We start from the raw sequence: 24,001 nt of genomic DNA, 5'->3' as shown, positions 1-24,001 counted from the left end.
CGACTCAACCGAGTCGCTCTATAATGTTAAAAAGACTGGAGGCAATAGGCTATGAAAAGGGATAAGAAAGCTTTGAATATGAATTTTATATTGCTTATGTTTGGAAGGATGATATCTGATACGGGAACTGGAATTCAAATGGTGATTATGCCCTTATACATTATCGATTCGGGAGGGTCCTCAGCTACTATCGGGTTGTTCTCTTTCCTATGTTTAGTGCCAGCTCTCCTAATCTACCCCTTTGCTGGAGTATTTGCAGACAGGCTTAATCGAAAGATGATCACAGTTGCAACTGACTTAGCAAGTGCAGCGGCAATAATGAGTTTGGCCTTTAGTGCATATTCGGGCAGGATGAGCCTGACTTTGCTGCTATCGATGCAGGTAGTAGTATCTTTGCTGTATGGCTTATTTGATCCAGCTACTAAAGGAATGCTGCCTCAATTGGTAGCTGAGGATGAACTAACCAAGGCTAACTCTAATCTTGCAACGCTTAGAATCCTAGGTGGCCTATTAGGTCCAGTAATCGGTGCAACATTATATGCAAAAGTGGGAATTACAGCGGTATTCTTTATCAATGGAATCTCATTTTTGATGTCGGCGGGCAGCTCGCTACTAATCAGGTACAAGCACGCAAAACGAAAGTCAGACACTAGTATGCCAGGATTTAGAGCAGATTTCTCTGATGGCATTAAATTCATTCTCGCTAACCGAGTAATCCTTAAACTATGTGTCTTTTTTCTGGTAATATACGCCGTTATCCAGCCAATATTTTCAGTTATATTACCTTTGTTTTTTAGAACCCAGTTAGAATATTCCGACACACAATACGGTTATCTACAGATGATAATTATATTAGGAGCGCTGCTAGGAAGCATTTTGGTAAATCTGCTATTTAGTAAAGAGAAGGAGATGACAAAATCACTTGTAAGTGGCAGCAGTTTGCTAATGTTTACAATGCTGGTGTTTTCACTCCTATTGTTTCCACGTAGTTTGTTTGTATTAGGAAGAGGAAGTATTTTGTACTTTGGATTACTGGCTGGAGTTCTTGGACTGTTAAGTGTCGCTATTATGTTCATAAACGTTCCTGTGCAGACCTTTATACAAAAAGCAACCCCAAACGAATACATGTCTCGAATGTTTTCTATTGTTGGAATGATTACAAAGGGTGGCATGCCCTTAGGTGCTTTGGTCTATGGAATCATTCTTAATAGGGCTACTGTGCAATGGACGGTAATGACAGCTGCTTTGTTAATGGTGTTAGCTTTAGTGGTGTTTCTAGTCCCAATATTGAAGAATCATGAACTTTAATAAAAGATGTATTTTTCTTAAAAGAACACTTAAACATGTGGTGATATTTTTACATCTTAAAACTATTGAATTATTAAAAAGAAAAGTGTATAATAAATTGCATTAAGAGGTATTTGATATCGCATTATAAGTTAGGGGAGGAAAATATGTCTATTTTATGGTATTTCTTATTTCCAATATTATTCTTGAATTATAATTTTAAGAAGTGCTCTAAGGGTGAGCAAATAGCAAGATATTTAATAGGTTTTGTTTATGCATTTGTAGTATTTTATATTAGAAATATGGACAGGAGTATATCATTTACGATAGCAAACTTAAAGTGGATTGCAATATTTCAATTAATATTTAATTCTGCAGGCGTAATGAATAAGAGAAGTTTGCGAGAAGGCAAAGGTCTCGTAATAAATAAATTCAATGGTGTATTTCTAATTATTTTAGTAGTTAGTATGGTATATTCTACAATTCCTTATATAAGTGGAGGAACAAAAAATTTATATACAATGACTAATGTAAAGGAAAGCGATAAACAATCGCCTAAAATTGACACAGAAAACATTATAATTATACCGCCAGAAACAGCCTATTATCAAATGCAAACACTAATAGGTTCTTTGCCAAATCCAAGCCTTTATAAGATAGGACAGGTTACGATTACAAAAACAGAAAAGGGTGCATACTATGTAGCCCCTATAGATATAGAGGGAGGTTTAAAAGCTTTCTTAAATAAAGAATTACCTGGTGTTGTTTACGTTTCAGCTGAAAGATTAGAAGATGCTAAGATACTGAATGCTCCCTATAAATATGGAGAATCCTTAGTATTAAATCATAATATTTATAGAAAGCTTAGAGAATATGCACCGGATAAAATACTATTAAATGCTAATGTAGAATTAGATGATAATTTAAATGCATATTATGTAGGCACCTATGGTCACTATAAGTATGGAAGAAATGGAATCACAGTGGATGGAGTTCTTCTTTATGATGCTAAGAATGGAAAAGTAGAAGCTTTTTCAAAGGATAAAGTTCCAGCTTGGGTTGATCAGGTTTATACCTCACAGGTAGCAGAAACTTATAATAATTACTTTGGAAGATACCAAAATGGTTTAATTAATTCAAAAATTGGGCAAAAGGGTGTCCATATACCAACTGAGTGGGCTTCCAGTGTTAACTTGAAGGGATTAGAACTAGAATCGAATCAAGTTGTTGGTGTTGTAGGTGATAATGGGAATTTTTATTTCTTCACAGACCATACTAATACTTCAAGCACATCTACTACTATGACTGGATATACCTTAATGAACACAAGAACTGGTGAAATGACTTATTATAAAACACCAGGATTTCTAAACGGAGAAGGTGCAATGAATTCTGTTGAGAAACTTTTAGGAGCTAATAAATCAAACTGGGCAACATCACAACCAATATTATATAATCTTTATGGAATAGATACGTGGATTGTACCTATAGTTAATAAAACTGACGGTTCCTTTGTAAAACTTGGCCTTGTCACAGCACAAAGTAAATATTCAGTTCTTGCAGATAATAAGGCAGATTTGCTTGAAGCATTTAAAAAGGCCATTGTAGATGGGTCAATAAATCAAAATTCTGATGCAAAGGTAAAAAATGATGCTCAACTAAAAAAGGTTATAAAGGATGGTAAGATAATAAGAATTAATCAAATTGTAGAAAGTGGTAAAACAGTATTCTACTTAAAGATAGATAGTGAACCAAATAATATATTCATGGTTGATAAAAATATAAATACAGACATAGTACTTGCAAGAGATGGAGATAGTATAAATCTCGAATATGTAAGCATTGAGAATCAAAGAATTATTCCGGTAACAGGATTTACATTAAAACTTCAGTAGTGATTTACAGAAATACAATTTAGATTATTGAGTATTAGACAAATATAAAACTTGAAAATTTATCATCCATATTTTTTCGTTCATCACTGGAAAATGGAGACTTGACTGAAGAAAGAATGAATACTCGAATGAATAGTTTATGGTGTGATCTCTAGAAATTGAGTTATAAGAAACTGTAGTAAATCTTAAGATTTGCTGCAGTTTCTTACTATCTTGCAATTTAATTGTTCTTAGTCTATCTTAACGAGAATACAATGCAGCTTTACATTGGAGTCTAATCAACTAACCATTGAAAGACATAGTAGAAAGCTCAAAATAAGGATAGATAACTAATTGTTTTAACTACAATTTATTTCGTAAAACAGTTATAAAACCTTCCAATATTTTATGACTAAAAAGAAACCCTTTTCGCTTGTAAAACTCCAAAGCGTCATTATTGCCATTTGAAACAAAGATAAAATAATCCTCAACATCATCAAATTGATTTAACCAGTTCATTGACATATCAAAAAGTACGGAACCAATCCCTTTTTTTCTATACTCTTCTTTAATATAAAACTGAGATAAACAGCCAACATTATTGCCACTGACGGAAGAAAGATCAAAAAAAGTGGCAAAGTCATTTGCGTATGTTTCTTTGAGGGAGATGTTAGAATATACATAACCAACTATTTTATCATCGTCTTTAACAACTACAATGTAATTGTATATTGCACTATTCATAGAGGGAATCATTCGTGTATCAAAATTCATGTTGTCAAATAATTCCGGTTTAATTTCTGCTTTTGACTTTTGAAATGCCATTAGCTCATTGCATAGATTTCTACAGTATTCAAGTTTTTCATTAGGTATAATCTCGTATCTTATATTCATGTATTTCACTCCTTTTTATTTACCATTTTATAAATAAATCCCGGAATTTCTATCTATAAAGAGTAATTATAATCCCACTAATATTAAACCAATTGATTAATTATGTTATAATTATAATACATAACAAATTAAGTACAAGTATGCAGTATTTAATGACTAAGTAAGTAAAAACTGATTAAAGGAGTTATTCAATGAATGGTAAAGATACTGAAAATAAGGATATAAGAACTTGTCCATTAACCTATGCCCTAGATTTAATTGGAGGGAAATGGCGACTTCCTATTATATGGGCTTTGAGACAAAACAATACTTTGCGTTATAACGAATTAAAAAGAAAAGTCGATGGAATAACAAATATGATGCTATCCCAATCCTTAAAAGAAATGGAAGCCTATGGACTTGTTAATCGTAAGCAGTTTATGGAGATTCCACCAAGAGTAGAATATTCATTGAGTGAGGCAGGTAAAGACTTGATACCAGCACTGGAATCATTAGCAAAATGGGGTAAGCAGATGAAAAATAAATAACCACTAGCGTTAGCTGGTGGCTATTTATTCTTATTGAAAGTTAATTAAATCCACCTTCGTTAGGGTTGCACGATTTCTAGTTCCAGGACTATTAAGCATATGCCATGCTGTGTATTGTTCAGCATAAGGATTATCAGCAGACATGCAATCAACGGGAACAATAACATTGTAACCGCGAAAAGCTGAGGCAGTAGCTGTGTGAAGGACTGCACCATTGGCAGCGTAACCAGTAACTACAACGGTTTTAATACCTTTTCTTTGTAATATTTCATCTAAATTGGTTTTATAGAACTTATCTACGCTTGATTTCACAATAGGATCACCTGGTAAAGGAGCTACCTGTCTAGCGATATCAGAAGGATTTCCTAAAGGTATAAGACTATAGACGACCAGCATGTTATTTTTACGGGCTTTAGTCAATAGATTGCTAATATTGGGGATAGAAGCTATACAGCGAGGACTTTTACATATTAAAGTCTCTATATCTAATATTAAAAGCGCGCTGGTTTTAGAATCAATTGCTACTGATTTCAATTTAGGTGAGGGAGGAGCGGAGATGGTATTCCATTCATCGATGATTGTTTGATCTGTTTCCCCTGCTCGTATGTTCCCAAAAGGGCAGTATGCATTATAATTAAGAGCATCATCACTAAAGCATTCAAAGGATTTACCATGTATAGGACAAAAATATATCACATTAATCCTCCTAAGATGTTTATATACCTTTATATATTATGCAACTGATAGAAGAAGGGTACTTCAAATCTGAAATCAAATGGGTGTTATCATTGTATGATTCAAGAACTTTATACAAGTTCTAACAAGGTTACGCATTACGAAAAAACATGTATAAAATGTGGAAGGTGTGCCCAGATATGTCCACATGGAGTAAATATAAATTTGAATACTAAGCGACAACAAGAAGTGTGCAAAGGCTGTGGGATTTGTGTAGAGGCATGCCCGACAAAGAGCAGGAAAAGTTTAATTTATAATTATAGTAGCGAAGAAATATTAAAAATGATCGAAAAGCAAAAAATATTTTATAGGTACTCAGGCGGCGGTGTTACCTTTTCTGGAGGGGAGGCAACCCTGCAAGTAGATGTCCTGAGAGAACTTGTATATAAACTTTACGATCAAGCCATAGATCTAGCTATTGAAACATCTGGTTACTTTGACTTTGAGGATGTAAAAGACATATTAAAAAAAATGAACTTAATATTTATAGACATAAAACATATAGATGATAGCAAACACAGATTTTACACCGGAATTAGCAATGAAAAGATATTAAAAAATATATCAAGACTTAATGAGTTGAAGGTACCTGTGGTAGTTCGTATACCAGTAATTGAGGAGGTAAATTCTGATATAGATAATATAAGAAAAACAGCTAAATTTGTTAAAGATAATATAGATATACCTAAATTAGAACTGCTACCATATCATTCATTTGGGGATAGTAAATATGAAGCCTTGGGCATAGAAAAGCCATCAAGACAGTTTAGAACTCAATCAAAGGAATACATAAGAGAATTATGCAAAATAGTTGAAAGTGAAGGCGTTCGGGTAGTCAGCTATAAGTGAATTTTAGATGTATTTTAACTATGAGAATAAAAAAATTACATCTTAACGTTAAGGCAAATAGGAAAGTGTATTGAAAGAATAGGTCAATACACTTTTACTTTTTGTGATAAATGTTTAAAGGTTCTAAATTGATAATTAATGAGAGGGAAGATTATAAAATTGATTGCCCAAGTATTGTAAAATAGTACCAAAAGGTTTATTATTATTCATATATCATAATGAATTTTTGGTAAAAGGAGGAGAGGTATGAGCTCAAATTTAGAGGTACAAGCCCTAAAACAGAAAAAATCCTCACTAAGGTCAATATATATAGCTGTTGTGGTAATAGGGTCAATGATATGTGTTCAAGGTATTACAATGTACTCAACTGTATCAAAATATAATTCAAGACTATATCCAGGGTTATGGATAGAAGATGTAAATGTAGGAGGAAAAACTAAAGAAGAAGCTCAGAAAGCTATTATTGAAGAACATAATAATATAATTAAAGAAAAAGAATTTATTATAGAAGTTAATGATAGAAAATATATCATAGATACATCTAAACTTAGTATGCAATATGATTATAGTGAAGCTATTGATAAAGCATTTGATAGCGGTAGACAAGGAAATATATTAACAAAGTATATTTCTATAAAATTTCCCAACAGGAAGGTTTTTCAATTAAACCATACATATAACTATGATTCTTTGGATTCTATTATAAAGAATATAGAAAAAGAAAATAACATAACGGCTGTTAATGCCTCCTTGTCAAAGGGAATATCCAATGAATTTATAATAAATAAAGAAAAATTTGGATATATGGTTGATGTTGAAAAGTTAAGACAAGATATAAGAAAGAAGATAACTAATATAGAAGAAGAAAAGGACTTGGTTATTAAGGTTGAATTAAATGAAGTTGCACCAAAGATTAAAGCAGAGGATTTAAAAGGTATAAATTCTATGATATCTAGCTTCACTACTAATTTTCAAGCCTCTAATGATAATCGTTCAACTAATATAGACATAGCTGCTAATGCAATAAATGGTAAAATAATTATGCCAGGCGATGAATTTAGTTTTAATGACGTGGTGGGGGAAAGGTCTGTTGAAAGAGGATATAAAACTGCTAAAGTAATTATTGATAATAAATTTACTGATGATATTGGAGGGGGAATATGTCAGGTATCTACTACGCTTTATAATGCTGTCCTGAGAGCAAATATACCGTCTACTGAAAGAATACATCATTCAATTCCATCTACATATGTAGGGCTTGGGCTGGATGCAACGGTTGCATATGGGCTTCTTGATTATAAGTTCAAAAATACACTGACTTTTCCTATATATATTGAGTCTGTAATTGAAAATAAAAATATTACTTTTAATATTTATTCCAATTCAAGTCTTACTAATAGACAATATGACGTTGTAAATGAAATAGATGGAGATAAGGTGAATGTATTTAAGGTTACATATGAAGAGGGACTGCTAGTTTCTAAAGATTTGCTTTATACAGATAAAATTGAACAAAATGAGGGATAAGTTCTATATAAAAAGGGGTAAACTGTACCCTTTGTCAAGTACACAATAAAACAGGCTGTTCACCTAGAAATTAATTTCTAGGTGAAATTTTTAATATGGTATAATACCTGTAGTCAAATAACTATAGTATTCATTGGGAGTCATTTTCATAAGATCCCACTGGTAACGTTCATTATTGTAATACTCTATGTATTCATCAATCTCTGATTTAAGTTGTTCAAAGGTTTCACATTGACTAAGATTGAGCTCATCTTTCATATGACCATAAAATGATTCTTGAGGAGCATTGTCCCAACAATTTCCTTTTCTTGACATAGATTGTATAAATCCTTTTGACTTTATCAAGTTTTGAAACTTTCTGCTTGTATAATGGATACCTTGATCTGAATGCAAGTAAGCATCTTTTGATATAACGTATGCTTTATTATCCATCAGAAAATTAATCGTATCTGTTGCAATAGGAAGTTCAAGCGATTCACTTAATACATAAGATGGTATTTGACGTGTGCATCCATCTTTGACAGTTGATAGATATGCGCATTTTCCAGAACCATAGTATATGTAAGTTATATCTGTCAGTAGAACTTTACCAGGCTTACCCACACAAAACTCTCTATTTACTTTATTCCCTACAGCGTGGCTTTTTATAGCTTTACCAATCTTTTTATATGGATTAGGTTTCCTTATAGGGCAACGTACCCCATACTTAGCCATTAGCCTACGAATTTTTTTAAGATTCATATTGATACCAAGTTTCCTGAATAAGAACATTTTTATGCTTCTTGCACCTTTATTTCTGTTTTTGAACTGAAACGCATTTAAAATAAGCTCAAAGTCATTCCTGTCTTGCTCTTCCTTTTTGATTCGGTGATCTTCTCTTTGCAACCATGAATAATAGCCCGACCGTGAGACACCAGCCATTTCGCACATATATTTTATGTCAAGACAACATTTACTTTTTTCTGACAATCTTCTAATTATTTTGTACTTTTCATCTGGTTTAATTTTGAATTGGGCATCACCTGCCTTTCCAATCTTCGTAGTTCCCGCAGAAATGAATTTTCTTGCTTTAGATATTGATTTTGTTGTTTTAAACGCGTTAACTCCTCTTCAATACTTATTTCGCCTTCTAAACCTCTGGTTGTTCCAGAGTTACCTTTTCGTATGTCTCTAACCCCTTCGGGGCGATTTGCTTTTGAACGCCATCTTACACTACAACGATCGATTCGATTTTGTCCTATCATCTCAGGATCAAATCCATTCTCTATAAAAATATCTCTAGGAAGCATCCCCTCATTATGTTCAGCGATAAATAATTCTTTAAAGGCATCTGTATACGTAATTTGTTTTGGAGTAACATTTTTAACATGCATATTTTTGGACAAAATATCTATTTCAGCTTGTATGAAGTCTCTGTTTCTTGACTTGCCCATAGAACTCTCCCCTTTTTTCTTCATTATACTAAATTGTTAAATACAAAAATACCCTGTAAGATAGCACAGCCTCTTTTCTGTGTCTATCTTACAGGGTACAGTTTATCCTTCTGTACGATAGCGAAAGTAAACATATTATATCTAAAAGGTGTTTAATTCTTTACCTCCTTCTAGTATTAACCATGTTTTAAAATCAGTTGGAGCTGATTCATTAATAAGAAATACTCTTGCGCCTCGCTTGAGGTTATCACCTCCATAGCCGCCATATCCTGTGCAACCACCATAACCAACTCCAATTCCATTAAGAACAGCATAGTAGTTATTTAAATGATCATGCCCAGTGAACACTCCTTTTACATCACCAGTTTTAACAATAATATTGAAAAGGCCCGTATTTATTTTAGGGCAACATTCTATTTCATTCCTTTGTCCATTTATTAAACTACTACTCCAGGCCTTCCTAAACTCTGGAAGTGGTATGTGAAAAAACATAAGTGAAGGTATAATTTTATTATATCTTCGTTTTAAATCTAATGCAGTTTTCTTATACCAGTAAATTTGAGTACATTTTATCCAATTAAATGTACTAATTAAAGGAAGAAAGTATTTTCCAGAATCTAGCATATAAATATTAAATGCTGGTACACCATCTTTTGAACTGTTCACGAGGAGAGTATAGTTACCTATTCTATCAAAGGTTTTATAACCAATCTCACTAATGTTGTATTTAAAAGTCATATAGAACTTCATCATTTCTTCTTTAGTCATGATTCCATGTTCATCGTCATGATTACCAAATAATATAGCCCAGGGAATGCACCTTGATTCCATAGGTCCAGCTACATAAGCTATAGTCTTTTTTATATCATCCACTGTTTTACACTTACCATCAATGATATCACCAGTAAGTACCACTAAATTAGGTTTCTCATATTCTAAGATTCTGTTCATAAGGTCTATAGTTTTATCAATATTTGGACCTTCGTGCAAATCTGTAAATTGAACAATTTTAAAGTTTCCATTTATATCGAAATTAAGTGGAAGCACCGTTAATTAACCTCCTCTATTAAGATAGTACATTATATGAGAAGCATGATTGAGTGGATACGGGATTATAAAATTTTACGTTAATTGATTCTCTTGTTTTTTGGATTAATTTAAAGAGATTAATAACATGTATTACCACTATTTGATGATTGCTTGTACCAGTTTTTCCTATTATAATTACACTACAGTAACGTTTGCAAAAATAAATCATTCAAAGAGAGGTGGATAATATTGAAAAGGAATTGTATAAGAGGTATTGTTTCTCTACTCGCAGTTGTAGCTATATTGGCAGCACCAACTCAAAAAGCAAAAGCTGGTACTGTTACTACTATAACAAGAAGTCAAGTTGAACAGCGGGCTCAAAGTATGATAGATTTAATGTGGACTTATAACTCAGACAAGAATGGTATTGTAGATTCAAAAAATAGTACTTATGTTACACAACCCAAACAGTTTCAAGGAGTAACGACCGCACAAGTGACTGGAATACCTTATGACTGGGGTGGATTTGATGGAATAGATTCTCATTCCTACAACGCACCGTGGACAAGCTTCTTAGAGGCTGTAAATAAAGGTGCTTTCACAGGGAATGTCAATTCTTCAGCTGGATTTGGTTATGTACAAGGAACAGCAGGATTAGATTGTTCAGGTTTTGTACAAGCTGCGTATAATATTCAGGATTATAAACAGTCAACTAGCTCTTTACTAAATAAATATTTTGTACCTATAAATTTAAGCGATATTAAACATATGGACATTCTTGACAGACCTGGTGATCATGTGGCCATTTTTGATAAATGGGGAACACTAAACGGAGTTCAAGGTGCATTTACCTATGAAGCAACTACAGATCAGACTTATGGTGGAATTCAAGGGACTAAGAGATATTTCATAAGTATGAATACTATAAATAGAGGATATATACCTGCTAGGTATATAAATGTTGTGGATGATTCTATAACTCCTTCAGTACCACCTACAATAACTCCACAATTTAAGATAGGAGGCTATGCACAGCTATCAAATGTAACAAGCTATGGAAACTTAAGAGCTAATCCTACAACAAATTCTGCTATTCTAACTACTGTTCCTAAAGGAACTATCCTTAACTTAGTGGACTTTTCAAATGGATGGTATAAAGTAAGTTATAATGGTCAAACTGGTTGGATGTCTGGAATATTGTTTGGGGCAGTTCCATCAGGACAATTTGTTACTGTGAGCAATGTATATCAGTTAAACATAAGAATTAGCCCATCTAGTACAGCACAAATAGTTGGAGTATTAGCACAAGGACAATATGCACAAAAATTAGACCAAACAGCAGATGGAAGTTGGTATAAAGTTAGCATTAATGGAGTTCAAGGATGGTCTAGTGCGAAATATTTAAGCTTTATTCAATAAAATGACCTATAAAGAAAGACTGGCGAGGACTTTAAGAAATCACATGGGATTAAACCTTATGTGATTTTTTTATTTCTCTGAAAAATTATTTAGATTAAGTATCCCTTTAATCTTTTGATCGTTGATTTATTTAAGAATTGAATAAAATATTCATTTTGTCTTAAAGTCACATGAACATAAAAAAGGAGTTACTATCATATAAGATATAGAGATATTTTAATTTTAAATTAGAGGAAGTTGTTATAATAATGAGAGTGGAAAATTATTTAAATAGAGTAAATGATATTAACAAAAGTACACTGCATTATATAGTTAATCTTAAGGTACAAAAATATAATGATATTTTTGATAAATTGGATAACTCTCCTTTAAATGAAAGAAGCATTAATAAGAACATACAATTGTATTTACAAGACTGCTTTACTAATACTCCACGTAAATGCGATATAGATATAAGTTTTCATATTACAGGAGAAGAGAAGGATAAATTAAAGGAAGAATTAGTAATTTCTGCTTTGCGAAGGTACTGCTTAAAGAAACTCAATTATAAGAAATCTGATTTAAAGTCTTCTCATATAGATACAGTTATATATGTACTAATATCAATCCTGCTGCTTACCATAGGCTTTGATTTAGAAACTAAATTTAATAGAAGTATATTATTTAATACAATCTTAGAAGGAGTAAATATAGGGGGATGGATTTTCTTATGGGAAGCCATAAGTATGCTCTTTTTTAAATCTAAGGATATTAACAATGAAATCCAAGAAATACACCGTATTTTGAAATCCAATGTCAACTTCACATATGAATTTATAAGTAAAAAGCAAAAAAACAAAAATGAATTTTGATTTTATTTGAAATAATAGTATAATTTAAATATGTAAAATATTCTAGAGAAAAGAGGTGACTAGTTAGTACGCAAAGTTTACTAACTAAAGATTATGTTAAAAGAATTGATAAAAAAAGATGAAATAGCAGCAATGAAGGCAAGGGATAAGGCAAGGGTAAGTGTTTTAAGATTAATAAATGCTGATATTAAGGGATTTGAAGTTAATGAAAGAGAAGATATTTCTGATGAAGGGGTTATAAAGATAATAGAAAAGAACATAAAGCAAATAAAAGAGACATTGGAATATGCTAGACAATCAAACAACGAAGAAAAAATAGCAGAAGGAAATTTTGCTCTTGAAGTCTTAACTCCATATCTTCCAAAACAATTAGATGAAGCTGAAGTAGAGGCTATGTTAAAGGAAATTATAGCTAATGGAAGTTATACAGCAGCAGATATGGGCAAAATAATGAAAGAAATTATGCCTAAGGTTAGTGGTAAATTTGACAGATCAAAAATTAATCCTATGGTAAAAAATTTACTAGGCTAGTATAATTGTCAGTTAGACGATAAGTGAAGTGGTTCCTAGTATAAAAATGCGTTGGTAGATAAGAATGAGCTTCTTAAACCAACGCATTTTCCCTTTATTCGATGACTACCTGCTCTAAAGCTCCATCTGATGCCAAGAACTCTGTTTATAATTGTGATTGATAACTTACACGTTTAGCGTTAATACTAAACATAGTGTTTTCTTACTTTAGTGTATTTAGATAACGATATATACTTGCTTCGGAGCAATGTAATTGTTCTGCTACTTGACTTACAGCCCCTTTCATGAGAAACACACCTTTTTTATTAAGTATATCAACAATATGTAATTTTTCCTCTCTATTTAAACGGTCAAGAGCTATATTTTTACTTAAAAATGAATTTTCAAGAATGGCGTCAATCAACTCAGGGATGGAGCCTGTAAGGTTTTCAGATATATCAAGTAAGTGGTTTGTTGGACTAAAATTATAGTTTTCATCTACTAAATGGTTTGGATGACAAAGATATAAAATTTGTTTGCTTAAATCTAGATATCTACTGCTGTCAAAATTAATACATAGTATACCTATCAATTCCTTGTTATCTTTAATGAAAAAGGTAGATGATCTCATAATTTTGTTATCCTTAGAAAGTCCGTTGTAATTGACACTATAATCAGTGTATTCGTACTCCTTATTTGCAATTTGTTTTAAACTCAAGTCTGTAAGCGGACCGCCGACACTTCTACCACTTATGTGGCCATTTACTATTGCTATAATAGCGTGTTCTTTTTGTTTTGGATCTTGAAGAACAATTTCATAGTCAGGTCCTAACACTTTACCTAGAAATTCGATTAAATTTATATAAGGAGCAAGACGTTTATCACTCATAGTAACCTCCAGAAGAATTTTCCTATTTCATTATATAAATATACAATAAAATTCTTTATAATGCAATTATATCATCCTGATGATAACATTTTATCAGGGTTGACTGATAAAATATTCTCAAAAATAGGTTAAATGGAGTTAAATTAATGCAAAATGAGAAAAATTTATTAAAATCGTTGACAAATAATTTGAAAAATGATAATATTTTCTTAAAGAGTCAGAAAATAAAAAATAGTGAGAATATAGGAGGGTTTATTATGGCTATTAAGTACATTCCAGAACCTTTTAGAATTAAGATGGTTGAAACTATTAAGATGTTAACTCCTGAGGAAAGAGAACAAAAAATAGCAGAAGCAAAATACAATCTATTTAACCTTAGAGGTGAAGATTGTTACATAGATCTTTTAACAGATAGTGGGACAAACGCTATGAGCCAAGAACAATGGGCTGGTGTTATGAGGGGAGACGAAGCTTACGCAGGTGCAAATAGCTACTTTAAACTTGTAGAGGCAGCACAAGACATTTTTGGTTACCAGTATATACAACCGGTTCATCAAGGCCGTGCAGCAGAGAAGGTTCTTTTTGGTTTACTTATGGGAGAAGGAAAGTATTCTATATCCAACATGCATTTTGACACTACAAGAGCACATGTTGAATTGGCAGGTGCAAGAGCTATTGACTGTGTAGTTGCAGAAGCTGGAGATCCTTCATTAAGAGCTCCATTTAAGGGTAATATGGACATTGAAAAGCTTGAAAAGACTATTAATGAGTATGGAGCAGAAAAAATTGGTCTTGTTATTATGACAGTTACTAATAACTCAGCAGGTGGACAACCTGTATCTGTTGAAAATGTTAGAGAAACAGCTAATATTTGTAAGAAGTATGGTATTAAATTATGTATCGATGCAGCTCGTTATGCAGAGAATGCTTACTTTGTAAAACAACGTGAAGCTGGTTATGAAAATAAATCTATTAAGGAAATCATTAAAGAGATGTTTAGTTATGCTGACATGTTTACAATGAGTGCTAAGAAAGACACTATTGTAAATATGGGAGGATTACTAGGTATTAAAGACGATGGTAATTTATATCAAGAAGTTAAAGGTCGTACAATCTGTTTTGAGGGATTTGTTACTTATGGTGGTCTTTCAGGACGTGACCTTGAGGCGCTTGCAATTGGTCTTTACGAAGGGTTAGATGAAAATTATTTAAGATATCGTATTGGTCAAATGGAATATCTAGCAGGACGTTTGGATGAGGCAGGAATTGCTTACCAATCACCAGTTGGCGGTCACGGTGTATTTGTTGATGCTAAGGCTATGTTCCCACATATCCCTTACAATGAATTCCCAGCACAAGCACTTGCTATTGAACTCTATAAAGAAGCTGGAATTCGTACTTGTGATATAGGATCTTATATGCTAGGAAATGATCCAGATACAGGAGAGCAATTACAAGCGGAGTTTGAATTTACAAGACTTGCAATTCCAAGACGTGTATACACACAAGCTCACATTGATGTAATGGCTGATGCTTTGATAGCTATTAAAGAAAGAGCAAGCAGTGTTAAAGGCTACAAGATCACTTGGGAACCACCAGTACTACGTCATTTCCAAGCAAGCCTTGCACCAATTGATAAATAAAAAGAATAGTTACAAGCTTTCCGTTGAAGGAAGTTATGATAGTAGGGTAACAACGATTACCTTAAGGATATAAAAATAAAAAGCCCCTTCAAATTTCTAACAGGTTTACTTTAAGGGTGCAAAACAAACAATTGTAGTTATTTTTACAAGAAAATTTATAACAAAAAACCTATGCTTTAACTTTAGTTTTAGCATAGGTTTTTTTATTTAATTCGTCATTGCTGAACAATATAAGAATATTGTTCATTAAGTTTGCTGTAGATTATACTTGATTTTTACGTTCCTTTTGTGTAGGGTATCTTATTGAATATACAATAAAGATATTTAGAATCTCATTCTCACCATGAATAAATAATATAATATACCAGGTAATCCGATAGCAGATAGTATTGTGATTGAAGTATGTACTTTTTTCTCATCTCGTAATATAAACAATAAAAACTTATACCCTAAAATACCAATCAATCCACCCAAACAATTTAGAATTATATCATCAATGTCTGATGCCCCAATGCCCAAAAGCCCCTGAACGATTTCAACAAACAAACTCACTATGAATATAGATAGCAGATTGGCTATTACTCTTTTATCATTTTTGAATAATGACACATATGCACCAAGGGGAATAAAGATAACTATATTGCCAACCACATTACCAAAAGCGAATTTTTTTATAGTGGCAGAGTTGCTAAATATATATCCCTTTATACTATAAAAAGGAATGAGATTAATTGACCTATGCTCCAAATGCGAAACTCTTGATAAGAACAATATTTTAATTAACAAAAGTATGTAACAAATGAAAACACCATATAAAAAGACTGTTTTAATTCTATCTCGTTTATACATAATACCTCCATTTTTCATTTCATCCTACTTATTCTCTGACGTTTAGTTTATAAATAATCTTCAGTTCGCACTTATATACTATTGTCTATCTATATTATAAACTAACTTTTTAGTATCTACAAATGTAATGAAACGAATAAGTATTAAGAAAAATAGATTATATCGTTATAATTAAATAGAAAAGAATACGATACAATACGAAATAGGTAAATATATATTTACTATATTAGATAAAGAGGTATTGATAATGAACGAAGAAATTAGTGCCGGTTTAGATATAGCAAAACAACAGCTAACAAACATCATTCATGATTTAGAACTTGATGGTTATTTGATTAAAGTACCTGATGTCAAGGATAAACGTGCGGACTTCTAAAGATAACTATGAAAAAATTCAATTGAAAATAAAGCAAGGTAAGAATAATTAGTATTTCCCTATTAATAGAATAATATTGTATTAATAAATGAAAGGGGTATGGGTATGTTCTTTAGAGTACCACAAGGGTTGGAACAAAATATAAATAAAGCCTATGTTATTGATAAAAAGTTTGCAGACGTAAATGGGGATGGGTTAGCTGAGACTTTAATAATTACAGGGAAAAAGCCCTACGGAGAAAGTGGGTTTATTGAAGATATAACTCTCACTATAAAAAATGAAAAGACAGGACTAAATATAAAAGTTAAACCAAAAAAAGATGAAGGGTTTGACCCTAAACTATTTATTGGAAGATTCAATGAAGAAAGTGAAATACCGGATGTTTTATTATCTATAGCTTTACAGGGTAATAAAGAAATTTACTTTAATTACATCTATTCATTTAAAAATAATGTGGCAAAGCTTATTTTTGACTATGATAAATTTAATGACGAAAATGTATATGATGCTGTTTATGAGGATCATTATAAGGTAAGCATAAAATCAGAAAATAGTAACTTAAAAGGAGTAATAGACCTTACTAGAATAAGGGATAAAGAATATCTTAATGAAGTTTATAATCCTAACGGAACACTTAAGGAACCTACAGTAGCGGGGGTGCTATCTCTTTCTAATCTTTCTCCTTTAAGTTTGGAGGGGTCTGATGTTTTTAAACTCTTAGCATCTCAAAGGATTATAGGAATTTATAATTCAGATACATTAGGTTATGTGGAATCCATTTTGGAGTGGGACAAGGATGAATTTGTTCCTATAGTAACTCGTCTTGTAGTATTAATGTAATTGTGTAGTTATCGAGATACTACTAAGCATTATATGGTTATTCATACGAAGCAGGAAATTCTGGTGTAGTTCTTATTTCAAAAAATGAAGAGGATATAGTATCAATAAAACCTCAAGTTAAAGCAGGGCTTATTATGTTAGCAAACTTGTGTGTGTAAGAGATGATGAAGATAATATACAAGCAGTATCATATGGTCATCCCTTAGAAGTAAAGGAGAGAGTGATTAAATTAGTACTTTCTATATATTCTTTAAAAGCGGAGCTTGTATATTGACAGCCTAAATCACTGTGAAGTACAAGACTATTTGTTGGCTGTGATAAATTCAAATACTGATGTTACTTCCTTGCGAATATGCCCATAGCTTTTTTCAGTATTTCATTTTCTTCCTCAAGTCTTACCATTGTAACACTTCCTTATCTTTTCTTTATTACAAAGTGTTTGGCTTTTTGTGTCTACAATATTGTACTAACACAAAGTTTTTGAAGGAACAACTAATGATTTTAAGAGGTAAACTATATGATACTATATAGTTTACCTATGTAGCTAAAAATGGATACTAGTATCCAGTATAGAACTAAAGAAGTTCGCTTTATAAGAATATTGTACAGTATAAAAATAATAGGAAATGTAAAATGCTGTACGTTATACGCTTATAATCTCCTCAACAAGCTGGAATTATATTAGTCCCAAAGCACAAAACAGAAAGGATGACCCGCCGGATCAATCAAAGTAATCCATTCGCCATCACCATATTGCTCATCTGTAACTTTGGCCCCTAATTGTATTGCTTTTTTAGTCGCTGCTTCCAATTCATTTTTATCTGCTACTCCAAAATCCAAATGGCTCATCATTTGTTGTTTTCCAACTTGCGAAGGCCATACCGGTGGAATATAATCCTCGTCATATTGAAAGGCTATACACATACCTGTATCTTTTGACTGAATTCGTACAAAGGTATCTTCCCTGTATACAACTGGCCATTTTAACAGCTGGCTATAAAAATCCAGTAATTGAAAGATATCTTTGCATTCTAAAACAACTGTTTTTAATCCTAACATTCCATTATCCTCTCTTTCATGTTTTATAAATGATACCAAGGTTCTTTATTTCTTCGGGAAGACTATTATCATCACCATCTAGTTTACGACTAAGTTGAATTAGCCTTACTATACAATATTACCACTTGATTCCATACTTTGGAACAAAAATTTTCTATTAAAAGCTTCTTATTGTTTATATATCAACAACGTTGGAGTTATAAATTTAGGCTATATTTATGCATTAAAGTATGGATAACAAAAATAGTAAGACTGTACTATGAAAATATGATAGAGTCTACTTTTGAGAAAAGTGCGACAGAAGCATTAAAAATGAAAATACGAATGATGATCTTTGAAAATTGAATAATACAGTGTTAAGAAGGTAAGAGATTTTACTTTTGTTACAAAGATAACCATATAAGACTGTTTAGATATGATATAATTAACATTAGTTAAGTTAAAATAGTAATTAGTTATGACGGAACTATAAAATATTTTCATTGTATTAGGAGGGAATTATGGAAAATGGAATGGCTATATTTAGTATATTCAGTTTAGTCAATCTAATAATTATTATAGGTATATTAGGTAGCTACATTTATGGGTTTGTCCTATTTGTTAAATTTGCTAAAAAAGGTATTAAGGCATTTGATATTTACATAAATGAAAAGACAAATAATAAACTGTAGTCATGTAAATTTCTTAAACAGTGTTACAGTGGTAATCTATTGTTGAACAATTGTGAGATATTACGAGTCAGATAAATAGTAATTTGTCATTGAGTTAAACATATATTTCTTACAGTGCAATGTATCATCACAAATAATTTGTAAGAAATCCCAAAAACGCAACTCGATCAGTGTCATTGATGTGCAAACTGGGTGTTGGGCTAGATGTGCTAATTTTATATATGATATAGTATGATTTATAAAAAATATAACTGAAAAAGAGGTATAAATTATGATAAAACCAATTATAAAAGATATACTGTTTTTAGGACAAAAATCAGAAGATGCAACTAAAAATGATATAGTAGTAATTGATGATTTAATAGATACATTAAGAGCAAACTTTGGGAATTGTGTTGGATTGGCTGGTAATATGATTGGAGTAAAAAAGCGTATATTAGTATTTACTGTAGGCAACCTTATTGTGCCTATGATAAATCCAGTTGTATTAAATAAAGAAAAGATTTATGAAACTGAAGAGAGTTGTTTATCTTTAAGTGGCTTTAGAAAAACAAAGAGATATGAAAAGATAGAAGTGGAGTATCTTGATAGAAATTTTAAGAAGCAAAAGCAAGTATTTACTGGATTTATTGCACAAATAATTCAACATGAAATGGATCACTTTGAAGGTATAATAATCTAATTGAATAATTAAAATATGAAGTAATTATTAGCCTAGAGGTCATTGAGAACCATGTGAGTTTGATAAGTGAGATTTTCCTCTGATTATTAATTAATAATGATTAGGGATACTGTTATTTAGAAACATAGTATATACTTTATTTGAAGAGAAATAGGTATTAAAAAAAAGAAAGAGAGTGAAAAAATGGAAAAGTTTTTTAAAGCAATAGAGGAAAAGATAAGAAAGTCAGGATATCCTGGAGAAGTCAGTGGCAAAGAAATCTACGCTGAAATAAGTGATGAGGCCGAGGATCAAGAAGAAGGAAGTTACTTATTCATGAAGAAGCAAAATGATGATATCATGTTCGAATACAGAGTGGATATTTTAGATGACAATATTAATTTAGCAACCCTCACGATACATACATCAGAGAGAAATTACTTTATTGATTTTGATGCTGAATAGATAGACGTATTGGGGATGAAGTATGTTACTGGTAAAATAAGATTGGATTTTAAGAATTTTTGTGATTTTTTTAAATTAAGAAATAGTTTTGTTGATAATAACTACGGTGTGATTACACTGGAAGGAAACTTATTTCCAGTTAGAAAGTCTAGCGACACGTATAGAAATAATAATATTGAAGCAATAACAAAAAGAAATTCTGAAATTTTTGCATAAATTTAAAGACAAATTCCAATTTATCGAGCAGATTAAATTAACAATGTTCTTATTTAACGTAACAACTGAAAAGACGAATGATTTATTAAAACACTGTATTATTCAAGTTAGAATTTTACAGTGTTTTTACGTCGCATTACAAATATAGTAAAACTCTACTATGAAGATATGGTAGAGTCTACTCTTGAAAATTATATGCGTTAATCTATGAATCTAAATATACAGATGTTCTTAGAAAATAGAATAATGTGATGTTTGAAAAAAGAATAACTTATTCCTTTATTGCAAATTGATGTGTAATAATATTACAAATGTCATATTATTTATATATATTTAGGTTGAAATTGTGATATATTGTAAATTTAATAAGGGGGCTAATATTATGAAATCAATAATTTATAAAAACCGAGTAATATCTGCAATATTACTTTATTTGATTACTCTATTATTAATTATATATTTATATACCTATAATGCTACCTATTTTATTTTAATAATTATACCACTTATTTCTTTTATAAATAGAAAAATACTAGGTAATGGAACTGATTTGAGCGATAAGCAAAAAATACTTATAACGGTTAGTTTAGTGGTAATGGGTAGTGTTTTTTTGTTTTATATTTATAATATGACAATTAACAAAATTATTAAGTAAATAGTTCGCAACTTTCTTATTTTACGACGTAACTATTGAAATAAAAAATACGAACAAGTATCTTTGAAAATTAAATAATACAGTGTTTAAAAATATTGTATTTTTTATACATTTATAAAGAGTTATGGTAAATGTGGTTGTATTTAGTTAAGATTTGAATTAGTATTGTAATATATTCCGAAATATCTCTGTAAATCTATTTAAAATCGAAATGGAGTGATAAAATTGAAGGAGTTTGAAGAAAAACTGAAAAAGTATATGATGGAGAGCAAAATAGATGCAGAACAATATGTTTATAAGAATGCCTGCCACACTGTAGAAGAGGCCGCATCTGCCGCTAATGTATCTCCAGAAGATATTGTAAAAAGCATATGTCTAATGGATAACGATGGTAATCTTATTGTTGCTGTTGTTAGAGGGAAAGATAGGGTAAGTACATCAAGGGTAGCAAAAGCATTAAATATAGAAATTCCCCAAATTGCAACTCCTGAAGAAGTACTCGATAAAACTGGATACATATGTGGCGGAGTACCCTCATTTGGCTATGAAGCGATATTTTTAATTGATCCAAAAGTTATGGAAAATGAACTTGTTTATACTGGTGGCGGCTCACCTTATTCGTTAACAAAAATTTCAACAAAAGTATTACAGCAGCTAAACAAAGGCAAAATAGTTAGAATAAGAAAATAATTAATATCATGAGATAATTTTCATAATAATCAAATTACAATTGTAAATAACTTCGAGCAAAGATTATTTATATAACCTGTAGACAAATGACAAGTTATCACTGAATAAGTAGACAAAATTGAAATATGCAAAAACCGTACAATCTGTTAGTTGTACGGCTTTTAATGCATAATTTAATATTATACCACACCGTATATCTTCACATCAGGGGCATCATCCCACAATGGTTTAAGTCCTACAAAAACATCGTTTTTGAATAACTCACTATCTAAATATGATTTTGCATGATCTACATTGTCGAATCCGTGAAGTACTTGAACATCATCATCGCGGATTAAAAGATTTTTAGTAAGTGCACCGGATACGCTACTCAAAAATGGAGTGCGGTAATCCGAATAAACCTTTGCTGCAGCGGCTCTGTTTGCGTCGCTGATTTTCATTGTGATTTCAAGATAAGCTTTTACTTCCACAGTAAAATTCCTCCTTAAATATTGTTATAGTTGCTTATTGCATAATCAAAGTATATTGAAAAAACTACGTGAGTTAAAGATATAAGCAAATTTATGAGTAACTAATAAATTCCATAGCAACTTGTAAATTAATAGCAATAGGTTATAATTTGTATATCAAAAGTATTGGGGGAATGGCAGATGTATAAACCGAAATTAGAAAAAGAAATTAGGTGCCCTTTAGAATACGGATTGGATATATTCGGTGGCAAGTGGAATTCACGCATTATATGTGTGCTGGCTGAAAAGCATATCTTGCGTTATAGTGAAATTCGTAAGGAAATGACTGATATAACAGATGCGGTATTAGCGACAACTTTGAAAAATTTAATTTCAGATAGCATAGTAAGGCGGGAACAATATAATGAAATTCCGCCTAAAGTAGAGTATTCATTAACGGATAAAGGTAAATCCGTTGTGCCTATTTTGCAAAGTATTTGTAAGTGGTCTGGAGCTTATCATAAAAATGAAAGTGAACATATAATGGCTCAATGCCAGAAATGTGATTATAACAATGAATAAAACAAATAGATGTACTAGCTATTTAAAAAATATAATAACCGATTAACATGATTATAATGTGACGCAACTATTAAAATCGAAAATACGAACAATGTTCTTTGAGAATTGAATAATATGGTGTTAAGAAGTAGAGTTTTTTCAATTTATTGGCAGTGTGTTTACCCTTTATTTTGGCAATTATGATATAATTACCATTAGTTGGGTAGAGTAGTAGATAGCTATAATAGACAAAAAAGGGAGAGTGTATAATTGTCTGTGTAAACTCCAATTTGATTTCGAAATGCTATACATAACTGCAAACAATGAACTGCTTTAAATATCTAAAGATACTTAATATTCGAATTATGAAACATTTTCAAATGATATTAACTGAATTTTAGGAGGATTTATTATGAGCAACAATTTAACAGTAACAGCAGATTTGATAAATGACAAGGTAAAATTTTCAGGGGGATCACGTGATAATCATGAGATAATTATAGATTATGTGCATCCTATAGGTGATGGAGAGGGGTATACTCCACTTGAGCTGTTTCTTGTAAGTCTGGCAACTTGCAGTGGAATGACCTTGGCTTTATTGCTTAGGAAGATGAACAAGGATGTATCTGAATTAAAAGTAATTGCTTCAGGTGAAAGAAGAGAAACTTATCCGACATACTTTAAAAGTATACAATTAAGCTTTGAACTCGCATCAAAGGATGTACAGTCTAAGGATATTGAAAGGGCTTTAAAACTGTCGGAGGAATCTCTATGTCCTATTTGGAACATGGTAAAAAATAATGTTGATATTAGCAGTGAATACAAGATAACATATCGATAAGAATAGAAAGAATACTATCTTAATAAAGAGTAATTCTTTTTTTCTTATATTGTTTAGCATCAAGAGCAGAAATAAAGTGCCCCAAAAATGCTAGACACATCTAATATTGAGAGTGAACTTCATATTAAAAGCTCTTTATATAATATTAATTATTCTGGACAGGATGCCCACTTATGGCGGTAGCTCAAATATATGAGTTAA

27 protein-coding genes are annotated in these 24,001 nt (G+C 31.4%); 19 read left to right on the top strand and 8 right to left on the bottom strand.

All coding sequences use genetic code 11. The features are described from left to right. Positions 1-51 precede the first annotated feature (51 nt). Together AC0N0V_RS12855 and AC0N0V_RS12850 are read left to right on the top strand one after the other, a co-directional pair. Positions 52-1,308, top strand: coding sequence for an MFS transporter (locus AC0N0V_RS12855; RefSeq protein ID WP_474458336.1), 1,257 nt, complete (start codon positions 52-54; stop codon positions 1,306-1,308). A 146-nt stretch (positions 1,309-1,454) separates the two neighbouring features. Next, positions 1,455-3,182, top strand: a complete 1,728-nt coding sequence (locus AC0N0V_RS12850) for a hypothetical protein (protein WP_474458334.1) — start codon at positions 1,455-1,457, stop codon at positions 3,180-3,182. 342 nt (positions 3,183-3,524) lie between these two features. On the opposite strand, the gene AC0N0V_RS12845 is transcribed toward AC0N0V_RS12850, so the two are convergent. Then, on the bottom strand, positions 3,525-4,055 hold the full coding sequence (locus AC0N0V_RS12845; RefSeq protein WP_474458333.1) for a GNAT family N-acetyltransferase: 531 nt from the start codon (positions 4,053-4,055) through the stop codon (positions 3,525-3,527). 191 nt (positions 4,056-4,246) lie between these two features. On the opposite strand from AC0N0V_RS12845, the gene AC0N0V_RS12840 reads away from it, so the two are divergent. After that, positions 4,247-4,582: a winged helix-turn-helix transcriptional regulator gene (locus tag AC0N0V_RS12840; RefSeq protein ID WP_474458331.1), complete on the top strand. Its 336-nt coding sequence runs from the start codon at positions 4,247-4,249 to the stop codon at positions 4,580-4,582. A 30-nt stretch (positions 4,583-4,612) separates the two neighbouring features. On the opposite strand, the gene AC0N0V_RS12835 is transcribed toward AC0N0V_RS12840, so the two are convergent. Next, positions 4,613-5,278 carry a cysteine hydrolase family protein gene (locus AC0N0V_RS12835; RefSeq protein WP_474458329.1) on the bottom strand — a complete coding sequence of 222 codons (666 nt, stop codon included), beginning with the start codon at positions 5,276-5,278 and terminating at the stop codon, positions 4,613-4,615. A gap of 96 nt (positions 5,279-5,374) precedes the next feature. On the opposite strand from AC0N0V_RS12835, the gene AC0N0V_RS12830 reads away from it, so the two are divergent. Continuing rightward, a complete protein-coding gene (locus AC0N0V_RS12830; protein ID WP_474458328.1) occupies positions 5,375-6,166 on the top strand; it encodes a glycyl-radical enzyme activating protein in 792 nt (263 codons plus the stop codon). A gap of 246 nt (positions 6,167-6,412) precedes the next feature. Beyond that, complete coding sequence (locus AC0N0V_RS12825) at positions 6,413-7,693, top strand: VanW family protein (RefSeq protein ID WP_474458326.1); 1,281 nt, start codon at positions 6,413-6,415, stop codon at positions 7,691-7,693. A gap of 90 nt (positions 7,694-7,783) precedes the next feature. Here the strand turns inward: AC0N0V_RS12825 and AC0N0V_RS12820 are convergent. Together AC0N0V_RS12820 and AC0N0V_RS12815 are read right to left on the bottom strand one after the other, a co-directional pair. Continuing rightward, positions 7,784-9,126 (bottom strand): IS3 family transposase gene (locus AC0N0V_RS12820; protein ID WP_474464388.1). Its coding sequence is split into 2 segments (ribosomal slippage): positions 7,784-8,716 and positions 8,719-9,126, totalling 1,341 coding nucleotides; the frame shifts between segments, so codons are not numbered across the junction. Between the two features lie 141 nt (positions 9,127-9,267). After that, a complete protein-coding gene (locus AC0N0V_RS12815; protein WP_474458325.1) occupies positions 9,268-10,173 on the bottom strand; it encodes a metallophosphoesterase family protein in 906 nt (301 codons plus the stop codon). Between the two features lie 231 nt (positions 10,174-10,404). Here AC0N0V_RS12815 and AC0N0V_RS12810 point away from each other — a divergent pair, with 231 nt between their 5' ends. The 3 genes from AC0N0V_RS12810 (at position 10,405) to AC0N0V_RS12800 (ending at position 12,956) form a co-directional block, all read left to right on the top strand. Beyond that, a complete protein-coding gene (locus AC0N0V_RS12810) occupies positions 10,405-11,574 on the top strand; it encodes an SH3 domain-containing protein (protein ID WP_474458324.1) in 1,170 nt (389 codons plus the stop codon). A gap of 248 nt (positions 11,575-11,822) precedes the next feature. Further along, complete coding sequence (locus tag AC0N0V_RS12805; protein ID WP_474458323.1) at positions 11,823-12,425, top strand: hypothetical protein; 603 nt, start codon at positions 11,823-11,825, stop codon at positions 12,423-12,425. Positions 12,426-12,518: 93 nt separating this feature from the next. After that, on the top strand, positions 12,519-12,956 hold the full coding sequence (locus AC0N0V_RS12800) for a GatB/YqeY domain-containing protein (RefSeq protein WP_474458321.1): 438 nt from the start codon (positions 12,519-12,521) through the stop codon (positions 12,954-12,956). A 202-nt stretch (positions 12,957-13,158) separates the two neighbouring features. Here AC0N0V_RS12800 and AC0N0V_RS12795 read toward each other — a convergent pair whose 3' ends face one another. Further along, the gene (locus AC0N0V_RS12795) at positions 13,159-13,824 is read right to left on the bottom strand and encodes a helix-turn-helix transcriptional regulator (RefSeq protein ID WP_474458319.1); all 666 of its coding nucleotides are present in this window, start codon (positions 13,822-13,824) and stop codon (positions 13,159-13,161) included. Between the two features lie 257 nt (positions 13,825-14,081). Here AC0N0V_RS12795 and AC0N0V_RS12790 point away from each other — a divergent pair, with 257 nt between their 5' ends. Further along, a complete protein-coding gene (locus AC0N0V_RS12790; RefSeq protein WP_474458317.1) occupies positions 14,082-15,467 on the top strand; it encodes a tryptophanase in 1,386 nt (461 codons plus the stop codon). Between the two features lie 324 nt (positions 15,468-15,791). Here the strand turns inward: AC0N0V_RS12790 and AC0N0V_RS12785 are convergent, their stop codons facing one another. After that, positions 15,792-16,316 carry a VanZ family protein gene (locus tag AC0N0V_RS12785; RefSeq protein WP_474464526.1) on the bottom strand — a complete coding sequence of 175 codons (525 nt, stop codon included), beginning with the start codon at positions 16,314-16,316 and terminating at the stop codon, positions 15,792-15,794. Between the two features lie 247 nt (positions 16,317-16,563). Between AC0N0V_RS12785 and AC0N0V_RS12780 the strand changes: the two genes are divergently transcribed. The 3 genes from AC0N0V_RS12780 to AC0N0V_RS12770 all read left to right on the top strand — a co-directional run bounded on the left by AC0N0V_RS12780 (position 16,564) and on the right by AC0N0V_RS12770 (position 17,806). Next, the gene (locus AC0N0V_RS12780) at positions 16,564-16,692 is read left to right on the top strand and encodes a MarR family transcriptional regulator (RefSeq protein ID WP_474458316.1); all 129 of its coding nucleotides are present in this window, start codon (positions 16,564-16,566) and stop codon (positions 16,690-16,692) included. A 105-nt stretch (positions 16,693-16,797) separates the two neighbouring features. Next, the gene (locus AC0N0V_RS12775; protein ID WP_474458314.1) at positions 16,798-17,532 is read left to right on the top strand and encodes a hypothetical protein; all 735 of its coding nucleotides are present in this window, start codon (positions 16,798-16,800) and stop codon (positions 17,530-17,532) included. Positions 17,533-17,680: 148 nt separating this feature from the next. Continuing rightward, entirely contained in the window at positions 17,681-17,806 is a 126-nt protein-coding gene (locus tag AC0N0V_RS12770) for a hypothetical protein (RefSeq protein ID WP_474458312.1), read from the top strand. A gap of 407 nt (positions 17,807-18,213) precedes the next feature. Here the strand turns inward: AC0N0V_RS12770 and AC0N0V_RS12765 are convergent, their stop codons facing one another. After that, positions 18,214-18,591 carry a VOC family protein gene (locus AC0N0V_RS12765; RefSeq protein WP_474458310.1) on the bottom strand — a complete coding sequence of 126 codons (378 nt, stop codon included), beginning with the start codon at positions 18,589-18,591 and terminating at the stop codon, positions 18,214-18,216. Positions 18,592-19,091: 500 nt separating this feature from the next. Here AC0N0V_RS12765 and AC0N0V_RS12760 point away from each other — a divergent pair, with 500 nt between their 5' ends. From AC0N0V_RS12760 to AC0N0V_RS12740, 5 genes are all read left to right on the top strand, one after another. After that, positions 19,092-19,262, top strand: a complete 171-nt coding sequence (locus AC0N0V_RS12760) for a hypothetical protein (RefSeq protein WP_474458309.1) — start codon at positions 19,092-19,094, stop codon at positions 19,260-19,262. 271 nt (positions 19,263-19,533) lie between these two features. Further along, entirely contained in the window at positions 19,534-19,944 is a 411-nt protein-coding gene (locus AC0N0V_RS12755; RefSeq protein ID WP_474458307.1) for a peptide deformylase, read from the top strand. A gap of 183 nt (positions 19,945-20,127) precedes the next feature. Then, the gene (locus tag AC0N0V_RS12750; protein ID WP_474458305.1) at positions 20,128-20,388 is read left to right on the top strand and encodes a hypothetical protein; all 261 of its coding nucleotides are present in this window, start codon (positions 20,128-20,130) and stop codon (positions 20,386-20,388) included. 15 nt (positions 20,389-20,403) lie between these two features. Then, the gene (locus AC0N0V_RS12745; RefSeq protein WP_474458303.1) at positions 20,404-20,604 is read left to right on the top strand and encodes a hypothetical protein; all 201 of its coding nucleotides are present in this window, start codon (positions 20,404-20,406) and stop codon (positions 20,602-20,604) included. A gap of 880 nt (positions 20,605-21,484) precedes the next feature. Further along, positions 21,485-21,949, top strand: a complete 465-nt coding sequence (locus AC0N0V_RS12740) for an aminoacyl-tRNA deacylase (protein ID WP_474458301.1) — start codon at positions 21,485-21,487, stop codon at positions 21,947-21,949. A gap of 179 nt (positions 21,950-22,128) precedes the next feature. Here the strand turns inward: AC0N0V_RS12740 and AC0N0V_RS12735 are convergent, their stop codons facing one another. After that, positions 22,129-22,419 carry a hypothetical protein gene (locus AC0N0V_RS12735; protein ID WP_474458299.1) on the bottom strand — a complete coding sequence of 97 codons (291 nt, stop codon included), beginning with the start codon at positions 22,417-22,419 and terminating at the stop codon, positions 22,129-22,131. A 180-nt stretch (positions 22,420-22,599) separates the two neighbouring features. Between AC0N0V_RS12735 and AC0N0V_RS12730 the strand changes: the two genes are divergently transcribed. Further along, positions 22,600-22,980, top strand: coding sequence for a winged helix-turn-helix transcriptional regulator (locus AC0N0V_RS12730; protein ID WP_474458297.1), 381 nt, complete (start codon positions 22,600-22,602; stop codon positions 22,978-22,980). A 391-nt stretch (positions 22,981-23,371) separates the two neighbouring features. Next, positions 23,372-23,800: an OsmC family protein gene (locus AC0N0V_RS12725; RefSeq protein WP_474458296.1), complete on the top strand. Its 429-nt coding sequence runs from the start codon at positions 23,372-23,374 to the stop codon at positions 23,798-23,800. Positions 23,801-24,001 lie beyond the last annotated feature (201 nt).

The organism is Clostridium sp. CS1-1 (assembly GCF_056135525.1).
The sequence above is the reverse complement of the archived record's forward strand: the minus strand, read 5'-3'. Positions and strand labels throughout refer to the sequence as shown.